This is a genomic window from Wenzhouxiangella sp. XN201, assembly GCF_011008905.1.
GTDB lineage: Bacteria > Pseudomonadota > Gammaproteobacteria > Xanthomonadales > Wenzhouxiangellaceae > Wenzhouxiangella.
The window spans coordinates 1,033,369-1,049,987 of record NZ_JAAIVI010000017.1; the positions used below are offsets into that span (position 1 = coordinate 1,033,369).

Consider the following 16,619-nt stretch of genomic DNA (forward strand, 5'->3'; position numbering starts at 1 on the left):
AAAGGTTGATTCATTGTCTTCCGTGGATGCCGTGTTTTCCGTGGTTCACCGGCTCCTTTACTGACGGCTTGCACTTATGCTTCGCATCGCGCTTGCGCAGGATGACTTTCAGGTAGGCCACATCTCAGGCAACCGGGATCGTATCCTGGCGCATGTCGCCCGGGCCCGCGACGAACTCGGCGCTGACCTGATCGTCTTTCCCGAACTGGCGTTGACCGGTTATCCGCCCGAGGACCTGGTGCTCAGGCCCGGTTTCATGAAGAGCAGCGATGCCGCTCTGACCGAAATTGCCGAGCAGGTTCAGGGCATCGATGTGGTTGTCGGCCATCCACGCGCCGATCGCGACAAGCGCTTCAATGCTGTCTCCTGGATACGCGACGGCAAAGTCATCGGCACCTACGACAAGTGGGACTTGCCCAACTACGCCGTTTTCGACGAGCGTCGCTACTTCATCCCGGGTGATTCGCCGCTGGTGGTCGAGGTCGCCGGGGTCAAGGTCGGCGTGATCATTTGTGAAGACATGTGGACCCCTGAGGCGGCTCGGGCGGCCAGGGACGCTGGTGCACAGATCATCGTCTCACCCAACGCCTCGCCATACTACGAAGGCAAGCACGAGGACCGCGCCGCAATCCTCTCCGACCGTCACGGCGAAGTCGGCTTGCCGCTGATCTACCTCAACTGCGTCGGTGGCCAGGACGAACTGGTTTTTGACGGGCACTCCATGGCGATTGATGGGCACGGCGAGCTGTCGGTGCCGGCGCCGCTGTGCGCCGAAGCGCTGCTTTGCCTGGATTTCGATGCCGATAGCGGCCACCTGGATTACCGGCACTGGCCGGCCGGAGAAACCGGGCGATTGCCGGCGATCTGGGAGGTGCTCAAACGCGGCTTGCGCGACTATACCCACAAGAATGGCTTCCAGTCCGTGGTGCTGGGGCTGTCCGGCGGCATCGATTCGGCGTTGACCGCCACCATTGCCGCTGATGCGCTGGGTCCCGAGCAGGTGCTGGCGGTCATGATGCCTTCCCGGCATACATCCGAGCTGTCGCTGATTCTGGCCAGCGAACAGATCGAACTGCTCGGCCTGCGCTACGAAAACATCTCCATCGAGCCGATCTACCAGGCCCAGCTCAAGCAGCTGGCCGAAGTGTTCGAGGGGACGCGCGAGAATTTCGCCGAAGAGAACCTGCAGGCGAGGGCGCGGGGCAACGTCGTCATGGCCCTGTCGAACAAATTCGGCCACCTTCCTCTGGCCACCAGCAACAAGAGTGAACTGGCGGTCGGATACTCGACCATCTACGGCGACATGTGCGGCGGTTACAGTCCGATCAAGGACGTGCTCAAAACGGTCGTCTACGAGCTGGCGAACTGGCGCAACACGGTCTCCGAGGCCATCCCTCAGGGCGTGATCGATCGCCCGCCCTCGGCCGAACTGGCACCCGGCCAGACCGACCAGGACAAGCTGCCGCCCTACGACGTGCTCGACGACATCATCACCCGCTATGTGGAAGAAGATCAGTCGATCGCCGACATCGCAGCGGTGGATGCCGACGAGGCGGTGGTGCGGCGCGTGGCCGGCATGGTATTGGCATCGGAATTCAAGCGCCGCCAGGGTGCGCCCGGCCCGCGCATCACCCGCAAGGCCTTTGGCCGCGACCGCCGCTATCCCATCACGTCAGGCTGGCGCGACAGCGGCTGAATGCAATCCACATTAATGCCGGGGTAATATGTGAAGCAGTTCACAGAAGTTCGCTGCTTCGATGCCTGAAAAGCAAGACCGAACGACCATCTTTGCGGCTGTCGGATCCCGCGCCGGGTATTCGAGTGTGTGCAGGAAAAGGGCCGGGCCGCGATGAGCGCGACGGCTTCAGGCTTGTCCGGGGGGCGTTGACCGGCGTGCGACCAGCTCATTCTAGCGACGATGGCAGTCTGGACGAATATGCCGGATAAGCGCAGGGCTGCCTGTTCTGGACTCCATGCCACGCTATTTGGCGCATTCAAGCTGACCGGCCCCGACGGCGAGGAAATCGTCGTGACCGGGAAGCGAGCGCGGGCCCTGCTGGCGATTCTGTGTCTGGAGCCGGGTGTTGCCATCGAACGTGACCGGGTGTGCGAATTGTTGTGGCGAGGGGGCTTCAGGGCGCAGGCCCGGGCCAGCCTGAGGCAGACACTGCTGGGGTTGAAGAAACAGTTGTCGCCGATCGTGCCCGATTTTTTCGACGTCACCCGCGATCGTGTTGCCGTCAACGCGGCCGCAGTGAGATCCGACCTGGCCGAACTGGAATCGGCCCTCGCCGAAGGCCCGAACCCGCAGGCCAGCGAACTGCTGCTGGAAATCGGCGGCCGGCCGCTGCTCGGTCGACTGGATTTTGGCGAATCTTTCCAGCAGTGGCTGGACGTTCGCCGCGCACAGGTCGAGCAACGCCTGAAACGCGCCGTCGAGGACGCAGTTTCGGATTGGCAGAAACGCGGAGATGAGCGCGAACACGCAAGGCTTCTGGATGCCTGGCGGCTGCGGGATCCGGCAACCCGGGCCAGCAATTCCGATCCAACAATCAGGATTGCGGTGCTGCCGTTCAAGTCGATTGATGCAGCCGATGAACTGGGTCATTTCGCTCAGGGTCTTTCCGACGAGCTGATCACTACCCTGGGCCAGTCGCCGCAATTGCTGATTGCCGGTCGCGGATCGTCGCTGAATATCCGGAACTCCGAGCGGCCGCTGCCGGAGATTGCCAACGCGCTTCATGTCTCACACCTGGTCCAGGGCTCGGTTCAACGCCACGGCGACGAGCTTCGTGTTCACGTAAGCCTGGTCGACGGAGATAGCGGCTTCGAGCGCTGGTCGCATGGTTATCGCGGGAACACAGACAACATATTCGGCTTGCAGGAAGACATTGCCCGGACCGTGAGCCGTGAGCTTGCCAGCGCGCTCGAACTGGAGATCGGGTTGCCGGGGCCGCGCCGGACGACGCCGAACAAGGCGGCCTACGAACTCTATCTCCAGGGCCGTGCCCTGACCGCGCGCGCGATCGGCGACGGCGTACTGGCCAAGGCCGTGGAACTGCTGGAGGCCTCGCTGGCGATCGATCCGGAGTTCGCTGCGTGTTGGACGGCGCTGGCCGAGGCACATGTCTACACCGTGGTCTATACCCCATGTCTTGACCGGCTCGAGAAGTCGGCCCGCATGGCGGAGTGTGCGGCCAGGGCGATCGAACTGGATCCGGCCCAGGGCCACGCGCGCGCCATGCTGGGCATTCACCGCTGGACCCAGAACGATCCGGTCGGTGCGCTCGATCTGGCGCACGAGGCCTATCGGCTCGAGCCCGACAATCCGGATGTTGCGTTGCGCCTGGGTTCGTTCCTGCTCTACATCGGCCGAACCCGCGAGGCGCTGCCCTACATCGAGGCCGCGATTGACCAGGACCCGGTCAACGGCCGCAATTTCGCGATGCTTTCTGTCGCTCAGCTCAATCTCGGCAACCTCGATCAAGCCGTCGCAGCCGGCCAGCGCATGGTCGATCTTGGCCTGCCCTCGATGTGGCTGGCGGTGGCCACGGCGGCATCGGGCGACCGCAAGCTCGCGGTGGAGCAGTACTGGCAGACGCGATTGTTGATGAATACCGTGATCTTTCCACCGGCCGGCACCCGGCCGCTCTCGGGTCCGGCCCTGAATACCTACTGGCGGGTTGCGGCCAGGGGTGTTTGCAGCGGACGAGCGGTTCACCGGAGGCTGTACTGCACCCTGCTCGACTATCTCCACGCAACCCTGCCGGATCCCTGCGACACCAGCATCGTTGCCCCGGCCATCTGGATGGGCTACAGCAAGATGGTCTTCAAGACCCTCGGCACCCAGATCACCCCGGCCAACATGTACTGCCTGATGTCGCTCTGGGCCGATATCGAACCCATCCGCCAGGTCCGCCTGCATCCCGATTTCATGGCGTTCGCCGAGAAAGTTGGCCTGGTGGCCGCCTGGGAAAAGTACGGCTGGCCGGACCTGCTGGCGGCGCCGGATTCCCGCTGACAACCCGCCCGGAGCGCGCGGCGCTCCAACCCATTGACGCAGAAATGACGAATAATTGACGGCTGCGTCATTGATCCGCACAAGAAACCAGCGCAATCTCACATCTCAAATCTGATCCGCCTCGCACCTCAGTCGGGTGGAAAAGCGACGGCGCGTCAACCATCGAGAGTCGTCCAGGAGAGTGAAGACCGCATGACCAAAACAATCGTGATTACCGGGTGCAGTTCCGGATTCGGCAAGCAGCTGGCCTTGCAACTGGCCCGGCGGGGCGACCGGGTTTACGCGACTATGCGCGCAACGCAGGGCAAGAACGCGGTCGCTGCCGAAGAATTGAACAATGCAGCTGAAACCGAAGATATCGATCTGCGCGTGCTTGAGCTGGATGTCGCCTCAACCGGGTCGGTAAACGCCGCAGCCAAAGCGATCCTCGCCGAATCCGGCGCGCCGGATGTCGTGGTCAACAACGCAGGCGTGATGTACGTCGGCTTCACCGAGGCCTTCACTGCCGAGGAGCTGACGACCCAGCTCGACGTCAACGTGGTCGGCATCCAGCGTATGAACCGGGCGTTCCTGCCGGCTATGCGTCAGCGCGGTCAGGGCCTGATCGTCAACCTGAGCTCGATTGCCGGCCGCTTCGGCGTGCCGTTCTTCGGCGTCTATCACGCCAGCAAATGGGCGCTCGAGGGCTATTCGATGGCGCTTCGCTGCGAACTGGCCCGCTGCGGTATTGACGTGGTAGTTGTCGAGCCCGGTCCGTTTGCCACGGAACTGTTCACGACCAGCCCGCGACCGACCGACGCCGACGGCCGCATCGACATGTATCCCGCCGTTGCACGCGAGACCTTCGAAGATTTGATGCAGGGCTTCGATGGCATGTTCAGCGATCCGGACACGCCGACCGAACCGGCCTTGGTGGTCGAGCAGATGGTCGCGCTGATCGACGCTCCGGCCGGCAGTCGGCCGTTCAGGACCGTGGCCGGCGTGGATGTCGGCGTGCGCGAGCGCAATGCGGCGGTCGAGCCTTTCGATGCCGCGGTGCTGGAGGCGTTCGGCCTGACCGAATTCGCCACGCTGGCAGGGCGTCATGACTGAAATTGCACCAATGCTGCGGCCGGGCGAATGACGCTGACGTACGGCACGACGCCGAAGCTGCGGCGGGCAGTCGCGGCATGAAAACGCCCTCTTACACAGCAAATGATCATCTTGTGCAGAAGGGCGCTATGTCCGCAAACCGAAGACGCCGCTATCAAGCGGTATCAAACCTCACTACTACCAAAACCAAAAGAGGAAACACCATGAAACAGTCCAATCTCCTACGTACGTGCGCAGTCTCGCTCTCGCTGCTGCTTGGCCTGTGCCTTGCCGCGCCGGCAGCCGCCCAACTGGAAGTCTGGGAAGACTATGAAGTCTCAGACGCTGTCTGGTCGCTCACCATGGTCAAGCTCGATCCGGGTACTCAGGATATCTATCTGGAAGGCCTGAAGTCGACCTGGGTTGCAGCCAATGAAATCGCGAAGTCTCTCGGCCACGTCGAGTATTACTCAATCCATGCCAATCAGGCTGTCGCGCCTGATGCGTTCGATCTCTTGTTGGTCATCAAATTCCCAAGTACGGACATGATGGCGCCGAACCGTGAACGTTATAACGCCTTTATGGAAGCCTGGGGCGAGGAAAACCAGGATGCCAGCAACAAGAAAGTTCTCGAGCTGTACAACGAAATCCGTGAAATCCAGGGCGAATACCTGACCCGGGAAATCACGATCAAGTAATCAGGCCGTCCACTGCGCTGCAGGGGCGGTGTCCCTTGCAGCGTGGCTGGACTCCCTTCGACACAGCTTAGAAGGAGAACTGCCATGCACCGCTCAGGTCTTGTGTGCGCAGTCGAAAGCAGGACGGTAGGCAGTCAGCTGGCTTCGTGTCCGTTCACCGGAGAGGAGCCATGAGCACGACGGTCTCAGGTCTGGATTACCGGACATCCGTCCGCGCGTCGGCTAGCTCGTTGACCCGTTTCATGGATAGATGGATCTTCGTGCTGATGGCGGCGTGGTTCATCGCAATCACGCTCACCGGATTCATCCCTACTTCCCTGGAGAAAATCGCCGCCGTCGAGGTCGGCATGAGGCCACCCTTCCCATTCATGCTGCATGCGCACGCCGTGCTGATGGGTACATTCCTTGTGCTGCTCCTGGTCCAGGCCCTATTGGTGGCAACGGGCAGGCAGCAACATCACCAGAAGCTTGGCATGGCTGGCATCGTGATCGCCCCCGCTATCGTGGTGGTGGGTTGCCTTCTGGTGCCGATCATTCACCACCAGGTCTGGGGCGTGATGCAGGCGGCTCCGCCGGAAGCTCAGGCCGAGCTGCAGCAGGTCATGGTCTTCGTCAGAAACATCATGTTGCTGCAGATTCAGGTCGGCATCCTGTTCGCGATCTACATCGGCATCGCCCTGTATCTGCGCAAGTCCGACCCCGGCATGCACAAACGACTGATATTTCTTGCCGTGGCGCTTCCTCTGCCGGCTGCCTTCGATCGTATTGGCTGGCTGCCGCACACGTTGCCGGAGACCCCGCTGTCCTCGTTCCTGTACATCCTGCTCGCGGTGGCCCCGATGTTCATCTGGGATGTGCTGCGCACGCGGAAGGTACACAAGGCCTACAGTCTCTGGCTGGCGGGCTTCCTGCCTTCCTCCGTGCTGATCTACCTTCTCTGGAACACCGACTGGTGGCAGGCCACCGCACCACGACTGGTGGGTCTTTGAGCCCGAATGTGCCGATGAGCAATCTGCGCGCCGTGATGGTAACCAACGAATTCGGTCTGGGCGCACGACCAGTTTGATGAGCGAACCCACGCCCACCACGGCCGAAGTCGCGGCCGATTTCACGGGACTGTGGCTGGCCGGTGAATTCCGCGCCGCCGGCGAGAAGTACTGGGCCGAGGACATCGTGAGCGTCGAGCCGCGCGCATTGCCCGACGGTACCGGTGCCGAATGCCGCGGCATCGAGGCGCTGCGCAAGAAGAACCTGCGCTGGTGTTCGACCCACGGCATCGAGGACCTGAGTATCGACGGACCGTTCGTGACCGGCGATCACTTCGCGCTGTTTGTCGACATGCTGATCGCCCACGCCGGCCAACGCACACCACATAGCGAGATCGCCGTCTTCACCGTGCGCGACGGCCGGATCGTCGAGGAACGCTTTTTTTATGAATGAGGAGGCCATTATGACGACTACCCCCAAAGCCCTGGCCCACGTGGTCTACCGCACGCGACGCTTTGCAGAAATGTTGGCGTGGTACAGCGCCGTATTCGGTGCCCGGATTCAACACCAGAACCCGGCGATGAGCTTTCTGACCTTCGACGACGAACACCATCGTTTCGCGCTCCTCGACCTGTCCGTGATCGACCCGGACGGTTCGGAGCCTGAAACGAAAAACTGGGTCGGCGTCGACCACCTGGCCTGGACGTACCCGTCCCTGGAGAGTCTCTTCGCCAACTACGAGCACTGCAAGGCCAACGGCATCGAACCCTACTGGTGCGTCCACCACGGGCTGACGATCTCGATGTATTACGCCGACCCCGACGGCAACCAGATGGAGTTCCAGGTTGACGCCTTCGATACGGCCGAGGAATGCAATGCCTATATTTCCGGACCGCCGTTCGAGGTCAACCCGGTCGGCGTGGAATTCGATCCCGAAGAGTGGCTGGCGGCCGTGCGAGAAGGCGGCTCCCTGGACGACTTCCGGGTACGAACCGTGCATGAGCCGGTCTCGCCGATCCGGGGCGCCGTCAGCGCGTTGCTTTGATCCGAACCAACCGAGAAGACACCCAATGAGACCCAGCCCATGTCCCTGACGCTCGACAGTCCTGTCACCGCCCCGACGCAGAAAGCGGACCGCTACCTCGTGATGGACGTTTTGCGCGGCTTTGCGCTTCTCGGCGTCATGCTGATGAACCTCTACGAGTTCGGCGGCGTTGATGTGCTGATTACCGCCGAGCAACTGGCCGCGCTGCCGTCGGCAGTGCTCGACGAGCGGTTTCAGTTCTGGTTGCAGCTATTCGTTTACAACAAGGCCAACACGCTGTTCGCTTTCCTGTTCGGGCTGGGTTTCTGGGTGCAGATGGAGCGCCTTCAGGCGCGCGGGGCGCCTTTCCGGTCGATCTATCTGCGACGTGCCGGCATCCTGCTGATTCTCGGCTGGATCCACCTGCTGTGCCTTTTCGGCTGGGATATTCTGCACATCTACGGCATCGCCGCCTTCATCCTGTTCTTTTCCAGAAAGCTGCCGGATCGGGCGCTGCTGTGGATCGGCATGACGCTGCTGCTGTTCGCCCGGCCGTTCGTGACCTGGGTTTTCGAGATCAGCGGGATCACGGCGCTGTTCGACGATCCTGCTGCCGCCGAGGCCGGGATCCTGGCCCGCCAGGCGGCTGCGCAGTCCGGTGACTTTTTCACTTTTATCGCCCTGGTGAATCAGGACTACCTGCGGTGGGCCCTGACCGGCGGACTGTTCGGCTGGATCTTCTACGCCCTCGGCCGGTTCTACATGGGCGCCTGGGTCGCACGCCGGGGCTGGATTCAGAACGCGTCGGACAACCTGCCCATGTTTCGCCGCTGGCTCTGGCCACTGCTGATTGTCGGCCTGCTGCTGGAGAGCGTGCATCTGTTCACCGAAGATGTGCCCGAAACCGCACTGTTCGGCCAGATCGAGCTGCTGCGGATTATTCTGCATGCCGTGGCCACGCCCATGATCGCGGCCGGCTACATCTGTGCGATCGTGCTGCTGTTTCACGGCGGCTGGTTGAGCTGGCTGGTACAACCGTTTGCGCCGGTCGGCCAGATGGCACTGACCAATTACCTGACCCAAAGCGTGGCCATCATCCTGATCCTGACGTCGGTCGGACCCGGACTCGGACTGGCGGGCAAGGCCGGCGCTTCGACCTTCGTGCCGCTGGTGGTGACTTTCTTCACCGCGCAGATCCTGTTCAGCCATTTCTGGATGAAGTTCTTTGCCTTCGGCCCTGCCGAATGGCTGTGGCGCACCCTGACCTACGGCAAGCGGCCGCGCTTTATCCGCACAGCGGTCCAAACACAACCCACCTGAACCAGAGAGAACGAATGATGAGCAAGCCAAGCCCTGAGGACGATATCCACCGGATCGAGACGCTGATGCAGACCTACATCGAAGGCGGCCGTACCGGCAGCGTGGAGACGTTGCGCCCCATCTTCCATGAATTGGCGACGATCTGCGGATACGTCGGCCCCGATCTGTTCGCCGGACCAATCGCGATGTTCTACGACTGGCATACCGAGAACGGGCCGGCGGCCGACCTCGAAGTCGGGGATCGCCGGATCGACGTCGAAGGCAGTGCCGCCAGCGTTCGAATCGAACTCGACAACTGGACCGGCCACCGTTTCACCGATTTCTTCACGCTGGTCAAGATCGAGGACCAATGGCAGATCATGAGCAAGGTGTTCTACCTGCATCCGGAGTAAGCGCCCATCGCCCATGACTTCGCTGTTGCTCCCCTGCCTCAGCACCTCGAACCACCTGGAGCAATACCCATGAAAACCCTTTGCTTTGCACTCGCGGCCGTCGCCGCACACCTGCCCACCCACGCCCTTGCGGCGGACGAGCCACGGGCTATCGTCGAAGCGGCCTACGAGGCCTTCGCCCAGGGCGACATGGACCGGTTCGCCGGCCTCATGGCCCCCGACATCATCTGGAACGAGGCCGAGGGCAATCCCTACGCCGATCTCAATCCCTACGAGGGGCCGGAAGCCGTCATGTCCGGCCTGTTCTCACGGCTGGCGGCCGAGTGGGAGTCGATCACGGTCACGCCGAACGAATACGTGGTCGACGGTGACCGGGTGGTCGTCTTCGGTCGCTACGACGAGGTCTACAAGGCCACCGGCGAGCGCCTGGATATTCCGTTCGTCCATTCCTGGACCGTGTCGGATGGCCAGCTCGCCGTGTTCCAGCAGTACACCGACACGGCGGCGCTGGTTGCGGCCATGAACCGGGCGCCCGACGCGGTCGGTGATTCCGACGAGGTCGCGTCGAGCGGACAGCTGAAATACGCGACTGGTGATCCGGCCTCTTGGCCGGCCGAGCTCGACGCGGTGATTGCTGCCCCGGACAACCACGAGGTGTTGCTGGATAACGACCACGTGCGCGTGCTTGAGGTCACCCTGGGGCCGGGCGAGGTAGAGCCGCTCCATTCGCACCGCTGGCCCAGCGTGCTTCACATCCAGCAGGCGGGCCACTTCCTGGACCGCGACGCCGAGGGCAACGTGATCTTCGACTCCCGCGAGGCCCCGCCGCTCGAGCTGCCGCTGACCATGTGGAAGGGTCCGGAAGCACCGCACTCGCCGGTCAATCTCAGCGAAGACACCGAAATCCGGCTCATCCGTGTCGAGCTCAAGCAGGCGCCGGCGCCATAACCCGAATCGTTTTGGTCCTCGTCGTACGTAGGCGAGAACAAGCAGCTTGTCAGAGTAACTCAGAGGTTCCCTGGATGGAAAAACCGCACCGGATTGACAGGCTGAACCGATGGCTGACGTTCGGGGCGAATCTGGGCGTGGTGCTGGGCCTGATCTTCGGGATCTCAGCCATGATCGCCAGGATAAACGCCGAACTGGAGGGCAGTTCTTGATTCTCCGTCGTATCGCCTCTGCCTTCCGCCACCAGGACTGGTTCACGGTCGTGCTGGAGGTCGTGATCGTGGTACTCGGAGTCTTCATCGGGATCGAGGTTGCCAACTGGAACGAGGCGCGGGGTGCTGCACAGCGCGAGATGGAATACTTGCAGCAACTTCGCAACGAGATCGTGACCAACAACGAGCGGCTCGAATACCGGGTCGATTACACGCGCACGGTTGTGGCCTCTGCAGAGCGCGTCGCGGCATTTCTCGAGCGCGAGGCTCCCTGCGGTGACGACTGCGCCGAACTGTTGCGAGATCTTTTCTTCTCGTCCCAGTTGTGGGGCGGAAATCTCTCCGACATCGTGGCAACGGAGATGCAGCGGCAGGGGTTGCCCGGTTCCATCCCCATGAAACGCGCGATCCAGTCTTACTACAGCTACGCCGACGGTCTGGAAAAGACCCTCGATACCGCCGCCCATTACCGCACCCGGGTCCGGCGCCTGATCCCGCTGGAGCACCAGCGCCGACTCTGGAGCGACTGTTTCACTCTCGAAAGCGGCGAGATTGAGATCCTCGACACTGTCTGCAGGGTCGGGATCAGCAACGGTGCTGCCCGCGACGTCATGACGCGGGTACGCACCGCGCGGGATCTGCTGGGCGATCTCTACTACTGGGCCGGGATGAATGAGCTGTGGATGGTCGTCTTCGCCGACCAAGTCAGCGCCGGCCGCGCGCTGGTCGACATGATCGAGCAGGAACTCGAGGCGAGCCGATGATCCTCCGCCGCATCACCGAGCACGTTAGGACCCAGAACTGGTTCGCCGTCGGCCTCGACTTCGTCATCGTCGTGGTCGGCGTATTCATCGGGATTCAAGTTTCGAACTGGAACGATGCGCGTGTCGACGAGGGAAGGGCGCTCGCGTATCTCGAGCGGATCAGTCTTGATCTCGATGCAGATCTGGACACACTGGCGGACCGCCAGAACTTCTGGGGCGAAGTTTCGCGCTATGGCGGAACGGGGCTCCGTTACGCGCAGACGGGAACCGCAGACGGCACATCACACTGGACGGTGCTGCTTGCCTATTTCCAGGCCAGTCAGGTGGCCGAGTTTATTACCGCGCAGGCCACCTACGACGAGCTGCGCAGTGCCGGCGATCTCGAATTGATTCGAAATCTCGAAATCCGAAACGCGCTGGCCAGTTATTACAACTTTGGCGCTGCTGCGACGGTGGTCGAGCGGCCGGCCTATCGGGAGCATGTGCGCGGCATCATTCCGATGGACATCCAGACCTATATCTGGGATTCATGCTATGAGTCGAACGCATCGGGATTTCAGCGGATGTTCGATTGCCCGTCGCCAGTCGAGCAGGAAAGAGCCCATGAAATCGTTGACGAGCTGGCGGGAAATGTCGGGCTGATGCAGGAGTTGCGCTACTGGATATCGACCATGCATGTCGCGCAACTGATTGCAAACGACCGGGTCGCGGGCGCTACCGCATTGAAGCAAATGATCGCCGCGAGCGGCGTTGCGACAAATGCAAGCAAGCGTCCATGAACCTCCGCCGAGTCACCGAGCATGCCAAAGAGCAGAACGGGTTCGCGGCGCGGCAGCCATCCCTGAACGAACGTGGCGGCATGCAAGGACGAAATGACATGGCCAACCCGGCCATCGGAAAAGGAGCAGTCCAATGTCGGATATGAAAGATCAAGTGGCCCTGATCACCGGTGCCAGCAGCGGCATCGGCCGGGCCACCGCCGAGCTTTTCGCCGCAAAGGGAGTGCGCGTTGCGGTGGCGGCGCGACGACAGGCCGAGCTTGATTCGCTGGTGGCGGATATCGAAGCCCGGGGTGGCAACGCGATTGCGATCAAGACCGATGTGTCGGTGTCGGCCGACGTCGAACGAATGGTCTCGCACACCGTCGACACCTTCGGTCGGCTCGACTACGCCGTGAACAACGCGGGCATCGAGGGGCAGTGGGCCGGGATCACGGATCTGGACGAAGACGAGTGGGATCAGGTGCTGGGAATCAATCTCAAGGGCACGTTCCTGTGCATGAAACACCAGGCCCGGGCGATGCTTGCGATCGGCGCCAAGGGTTCCATCGTCAACGTCGGTTCGGTCAACTCTTTCCTGGGCTTCCCGACCGGCTCGGCCTATTGCACCTCCAAGCACGGTCTGATCGGCCTGACCACGAGCGTGTCGGCAGAACTGGCGTCGCAAGGCATCCGCGTCAACCTGGTCTGTCCCGGGATCATCGATACGCCCATGCATCACCGGGCGCGCGAAGCACTGGGCGACGAGGTCTACGACCAGGGTGTGCTGCCCAGCGTGCATCTCAAGCGCGCCGGTCGGCCGCAGGAGATCGCCCAGGCCATCATCTTTCTGTGCTCGGATGAAGCCAGCTATATCACCGGCACCACGCTGACCCCTGACGGTGGCTTGACGCTGACGGTTTGATGACCGAGGCCAAAGCACCAAGCAATCCTATGAGGAGCACCCCCATGCACCGAACCTGTCTTGCTCTATTCGCCCTCGCCATGGCCTATTCGGTCCAGGCTGACACTGGCGAGCTAACACAATCCTACGAACAGGCCGCGCTGTTCCCGGCCGATCGCTCCCTGGTACGCCCCGAAGACGGTGTGATGCTGGCCGACGGCACGCTGCTGATTGCCGACCAGATCCATGGGCTGGTTGCGCTGGATCCGGATGGCACGAAGCGGCCGTTCGGTGATTTCGCATCGGCTGGCTACGTGCACGAGCCCCCGGCTCGAGCCGCCGGGCCAAACGGCGTGGCCACGGAGCCGGACGGCATCCACGTGCTGGTGGCCGATGTGCTGACCGGAGCTGTTTACCGCGTCAACAGTCAAACCGAGCAGGTGGTTCGGATTCATCAGCACGAATTCGGCGTGAATTCAGCGCGGCGCGACCGCAGCGGCGCGGTCTGGTTTACCCAGTCGACCGAAAACAACGGTCCCAATTCGGAGGCCAGGATGTTCGCGGCGGTTGATGAGAAACCCCTGGACGGCGCGCTCTTTCGCCTCTCGCCAACCAATGATCACGAGCCCTTTCCCGAGCTCCGGCGCATGGATTCCGGGTTTGACTTCGCCAATGGGCTGGCGATTGACGAAAAGCGCGGGTACCTGTACGTAGCGGAAACGATGGCTGATCGCATCATTGGCTACCGATTGTCGGCACCCACCGGCAGACTCTCGAACCGCCGCGTAATCGCCGAAGTCCCGACACCGGACAACATTGAACTGGATGCATCCGGTCGCCTGTGGGTCGCCTCACCGATCGCCAACGCCCTGCTGGTCGTAGACCCAGAATCCGGTGAATGGTCGACGGCTTTCCACCCGCAAACGGAAGAACACGATCGCCTCATGGTCGAGTGGCAGCGCCGGGCTGCAAGCGGCGAAGCGCGCCTTGAACTGTTCGGCCCGGACATGTGGTCGCCTTTGCCCGGGCTTGTCACCGGCATGATCCTGACAACTGATGGCGGTCCGATCTACCTGACCGGTCTCGGCGACGCACTGGTGAAGCTCGAGCCCTGAAATAGAACGGGAGACAATCAAAGAAGGCACCTCGTTTCAAGAACAGATACGGGAGTCGCCGGACCGCGGCAATCCGTTGGAAGTCGCGCACCGATTACAATAGGGGGATGAAAGTTACGGTTGATGCGCCAAGGGGCTCGAGCCGCCATCGCGGGCTGGTTGGAGAGGCCAGCAGCCTGGTCGTGGCCGGCTTCGACGACTACAACGCCAGCTTTTCCGATATTACTCGCCGCGGTAGGCGTCGGTTCGAGCAGGGTGACAGGTCGGGCATGCGAAGCGATGTCGTTGCCCGCCTTGAGCTCTACGATCAGATCGTCCACGAGACCATCTCACGCCTGGAAGGGCTGCTGGCCAATCGGCTGTTCTCGCGCAGCATCTGGCGCGACATGCGAGTCGTCTACGCCGACCTGATCTCGCGCAAGCTCGATGCAGAGCTCTACAAGACCTTCTTCAATACCATCACGAGACGCCTGTTCAAGACCCGTGGCGTGGATTCTGCGATCGAGTTCATCGCGTTCGATCTCCAGCCCAGCGATCGCATCACGCATCCTGTGGCCAAGCGAACCTGGATCGTCGGCGAGCACGCCGCCGATACCTTCATGCGCATCCTTGAAGAGTATGCTTTCTCGTTGCCCTGGGAGCATGAGCAACGCGACGCTGCTCGACTGGCCGATCGTCTGGTTGCGGAATTCGGCGAGGACGAACTGGTATCCATGGAGCTGCTGGAAACCGTTTTCTATCGCGAGGGACGCGCCTACCTGGTCGGCCGTGCGATCGGCCGCCAACGACACGTGCCCTGCGTCATCGCCTTGTGCCGGCGCGACAACGCGATCGCTGCCGATGCGCTACTGACCCGGCGCCTGCAGCTCAGCGTCCTGTTCGGCTTTACGTACAGTTACTTTCTGGCCGACCTGCCGACCGTGGCCGACGCAGTCGTGTTTCTGCGCACCCTGTTGCCCGACAAGCCGGTCGACGAACTTTACTCGGTGCTGGGGCGGGCCAAGCAGGGAAAGACCGAACGCTACCGTGCCTTCTACCGCCACCTGAGCGAACGACCCGACGAGCATTTCGAGGTGGCCGAAGGCAAGCGAGGCATGGTCATGGCAGTTTTCACCCTGCCGTCCTACCCGCTGGTCTTCAAGCTCCTTCGCGACACATTTGCGCCAGAGAAGACGATCAAGCGCCATCAGGTCATCGAGCGCTATCAGCTGGTCTATCGCCACGATCGGGTCGGACGGCTGCTGGACGTGCAGGAGTTCAAGTCGCTTCGCTTCTCTCGCGACCGGTTCGATCAAGCACTTCTCGAGGAATTGCTCGAGGAATGCTCGCGCGTGGTCTACCTCGAAGGTGACGACCTGGTTATTCGCCACTGCTACGTCGAGCGCCGGGTTCGGCCGCTTGACCTTTACCTGTCGGAGGTGGAGGAGGGCGCGGCACGCCAGGCCATGATCGACATGGGTCAGGCGCTCAAGGATCTGGCGCGGTCCAATATTTTCGCCGGCGACCTGCTGCCCAAAAACTTCGGGGTGACGCGCTCCGGGCGGGTGGTGTTCTACGACTACGATGAACTGACGCTGCTGAGCGACTGTCGCTTTCGAAAGATGCCCAAAGCCCGAGACGACATCGATATCTACAGCGACGAGACCTGGTTCCACGTCGCCGACAACGATATCTTTCCGGAAGAGTTCCGCCGTTTCATGGCGCTCAAGCGAGAGAATCTGGAGGTGCTCGAGGACGTCCATGGCGAGCTGTTCGAAGCCGGATGGTGGCAGGGTATTCAGGAGCGCATCGCCTCGGGAGAGGCGCTGGATGTGCCGCCTTATGGAGAGGAGGCGCGGTTGTCTTGAGCCCGTAGCGCTGGCCTGCTTTACAGGGTGGTTTTTCAACTCGCTGCCGCTGGCTTGTGTGTTGCTACCGCCTGCTGCGCAGGCGCAGGATTGGCTGGTGCCACTGGTCGCGGCGCGGGCCTCGACAAGTCAAAGGCGGTTCCGCCCGCCTGCTTCGCAGGCTGATGGCGGGCAACTTTTTTCCCGCGCGAAAAAAGTAGCCAAAAAACGCGCTGAAAAGCAGGCGGTTAGGACTCAGAAGCCTTCAAGCGGAGTGGCTTCACGGACTATGACTGGGGCTTTGCTTGAGCCTGGCTGCGGAACATGCTGGCTTGCGATAACGCCTGAAGTGGCCCGCATCTGGCGCTTCGACTTCGAGTGGCGTCCTACTTCGGAGGTCTGCGCCACCCTCAATCGAAGCCAACCCCGATCGAGGTCGTGCTGTCTGGGTGCGGGCTACGCCAATGCCTTATCGAAATCACCATGTTTCACGACCGAGCATTAGCGAAGGCACAAGCAGTATCTCCGTTAAGCCCAGGAGACCTCTGGTCTTGCGGACTCACCGCGTCTTCTAAGAGC

At 61.9% G+C, this 16,619-nt stretch carries 16 protein-coding genes; all 16 read left to right on the forward strand.

Annotated features, from left to right (window positions below; all coding sequences use genetic code 11):
• The first annotated feature begins 76 nt into the window (after positions 1-76).
• Positions 77-1,696, forward strand: a complete 1,620-nt coding sequence (locus tag G4Y73_RS05115; RefSeq protein ID WP_164230127.1) for an NAD+ synthase — start codon at positions 77-79, stop codon at positions 1,694-1,696.
• A gap of 240 nt (positions 1,697-1,936) precedes the next feature.
• Positions 1,937-4,021: a hypothetical protein gene (locus G4Y73_RS05120; protein WP_164230128.1), complete on the forward strand. Its 2,085-nt coding sequence runs from the start codon at positions 1,937-1,939 to the stop codon at positions 4,019-4,021.
• 192 nt (positions 4,022-4,213) lie between these two features.
• A complete protein-coding gene (locus tag G4Y73_RS05125; RefSeq protein WP_164230130.1) occupies positions 4,214-5,113 on the forward strand; it encodes an SDR family oxidoreductase in 900 nt (299 codons plus the stop codon).
• A 203-nt stretch (positions 5,114-5,316) separates the two neighbouring features.
• Entirely contained in the window at positions 5,317-5,790 is a 474-nt protein-coding gene (locus tag G4Y73_RS05130) for a hypothetical protein (protein WP_164230132.1), read from the forward strand.
• Between the two features lie 170 nt (positions 5,791-5,960).
• Complete coding sequence (locus tag G4Y73_RS05135; RefSeq protein ID WP_205596479.1) at positions 5,961-6,779, forward strand: hypothetical protein; 819 nt, start codon at positions 5,961-5,963, stop codon at positions 6,777-6,779.
• A gap of 76 nt (positions 6,780-6,855) precedes the next feature.
• Positions 6,856-7,230: a nuclear transport factor 2 family protein gene (locus G4Y73_RS05140; protein WP_164230134.1), complete on the forward strand. Its 375-nt coding sequence runs from the start codon at positions 6,856-6,858 to the stop codon at positions 7,228-7,230.
• Between the two features lie 10 nt (positions 7,231-7,240).
• Complete coding sequence (locus G4Y73_RS05145; protein ID WP_164230136.1) at positions 7,241-7,822, forward strand: VOC family protein; 582 nt, start codon at positions 7,241-7,243, stop codon at positions 7,820-7,822.
• Between the two features lie 39 nt (positions 7,823-7,861).
• Positions 7,862-9,121, forward strand: a complete 1,260-nt coding sequence (locus G4Y73_RS05150; protein ID WP_164230138.1) for a DUF418 domain-containing protein — start codon at positions 7,862-7,864, stop codon at positions 9,119-9,121.
• Between the two features lie 14 nt (positions 9,122-9,135).
• Positions 9,136-9,513, forward strand: coding sequence for a nuclear transport factor 2 family protein (locus tag G4Y73_RS05155; RefSeq protein WP_205596480.1), 378 nt, complete (start codon positions 9,136-9,138; stop codon positions 9,511-9,513).
• A 69-nt stretch (positions 9,514-9,582) separates the two neighbouring features.
• Complete coding sequence (locus G4Y73_RS05160; RefSeq protein ID WP_164230140.1) at positions 9,583-10,461, forward strand: nuclear transport factor 2 family protein; 879 nt, start codon at positions 9,583-9,585, stop codon at positions 10,459-10,461.
• A gap of 74 nt (positions 10,462-10,535) precedes the next feature.
• Positions 10,536-10,673, forward strand: a complete 138-nt coding sequence (locus tag G4Y73_RS05165) for a hypothetical protein (RefSeq protein WP_164230142.1) — start codon at positions 10,536-10,538, stop codon at positions 10,671-10,673.
• Positions 10,670-11,437: a hypothetical protein gene (locus G4Y73_RS05170; protein WP_164230144.1), complete on the forward strand. Its 768-nt coding sequence runs from the start codon at positions 10,670-10,672 to the stop codon at positions 11,435-11,437. The genes G4Y73_RS05165 and G4Y73_RS05170 overlap by 4 nt, the downstream gene beginning before the upstream one ends.
• Entirely contained in the window at positions 11,434-12,216 is a 783-nt protein-coding gene (locus G4Y73_RS05175; RefSeq protein WP_164228388.1) for a hypothetical protein, read from the forward strand. Before G4Y73_RS05170 ends, G4Y73_RS05175 begins: the two co-directional genes overlap by 4 nt.
• Before the next feature lie 133 nt (positions 12,217-12,349).
• Positions 12,350-13,120 (forward strand): glucose 1-dehydrogenase, encoded by a 771-nt coding sequence (locus G4Y73_RS05180; RefSeq protein WP_205596481.1) that lies wholly within the window; start codon positions 12,350-12,352, stop codon positions 13,118-13,120.
• 44 nt (positions 13,121-13,164) lie between these two features.
• Positions 13,165-14,214 carry an SMP-30/gluconolactonase/LRE family protein gene (locus G4Y73_RS05185; protein WP_164230146.1) on the forward strand — a complete coding sequence of 350 codons (1,050 nt, stop codon included), beginning with the start codon at positions 13,165-13,167 and terminating at the stop codon, positions 14,212-14,214.
• A gap of 107 nt (positions 14,215-14,321) precedes the next feature.
• Positions 14,322-16,061, forward strand: coding sequence for a bifunctional isocitrate dehydrogenase kinase/phosphatase (gene aceK, locus G4Y73_RS05190; protein ID WP_164230147.1), 1,740 nt, complete (start codon positions 14,322-14,324; stop codon positions 16,059-16,061).
• Positions 16,062-16,619 lie beyond the last annotated feature (558 nt).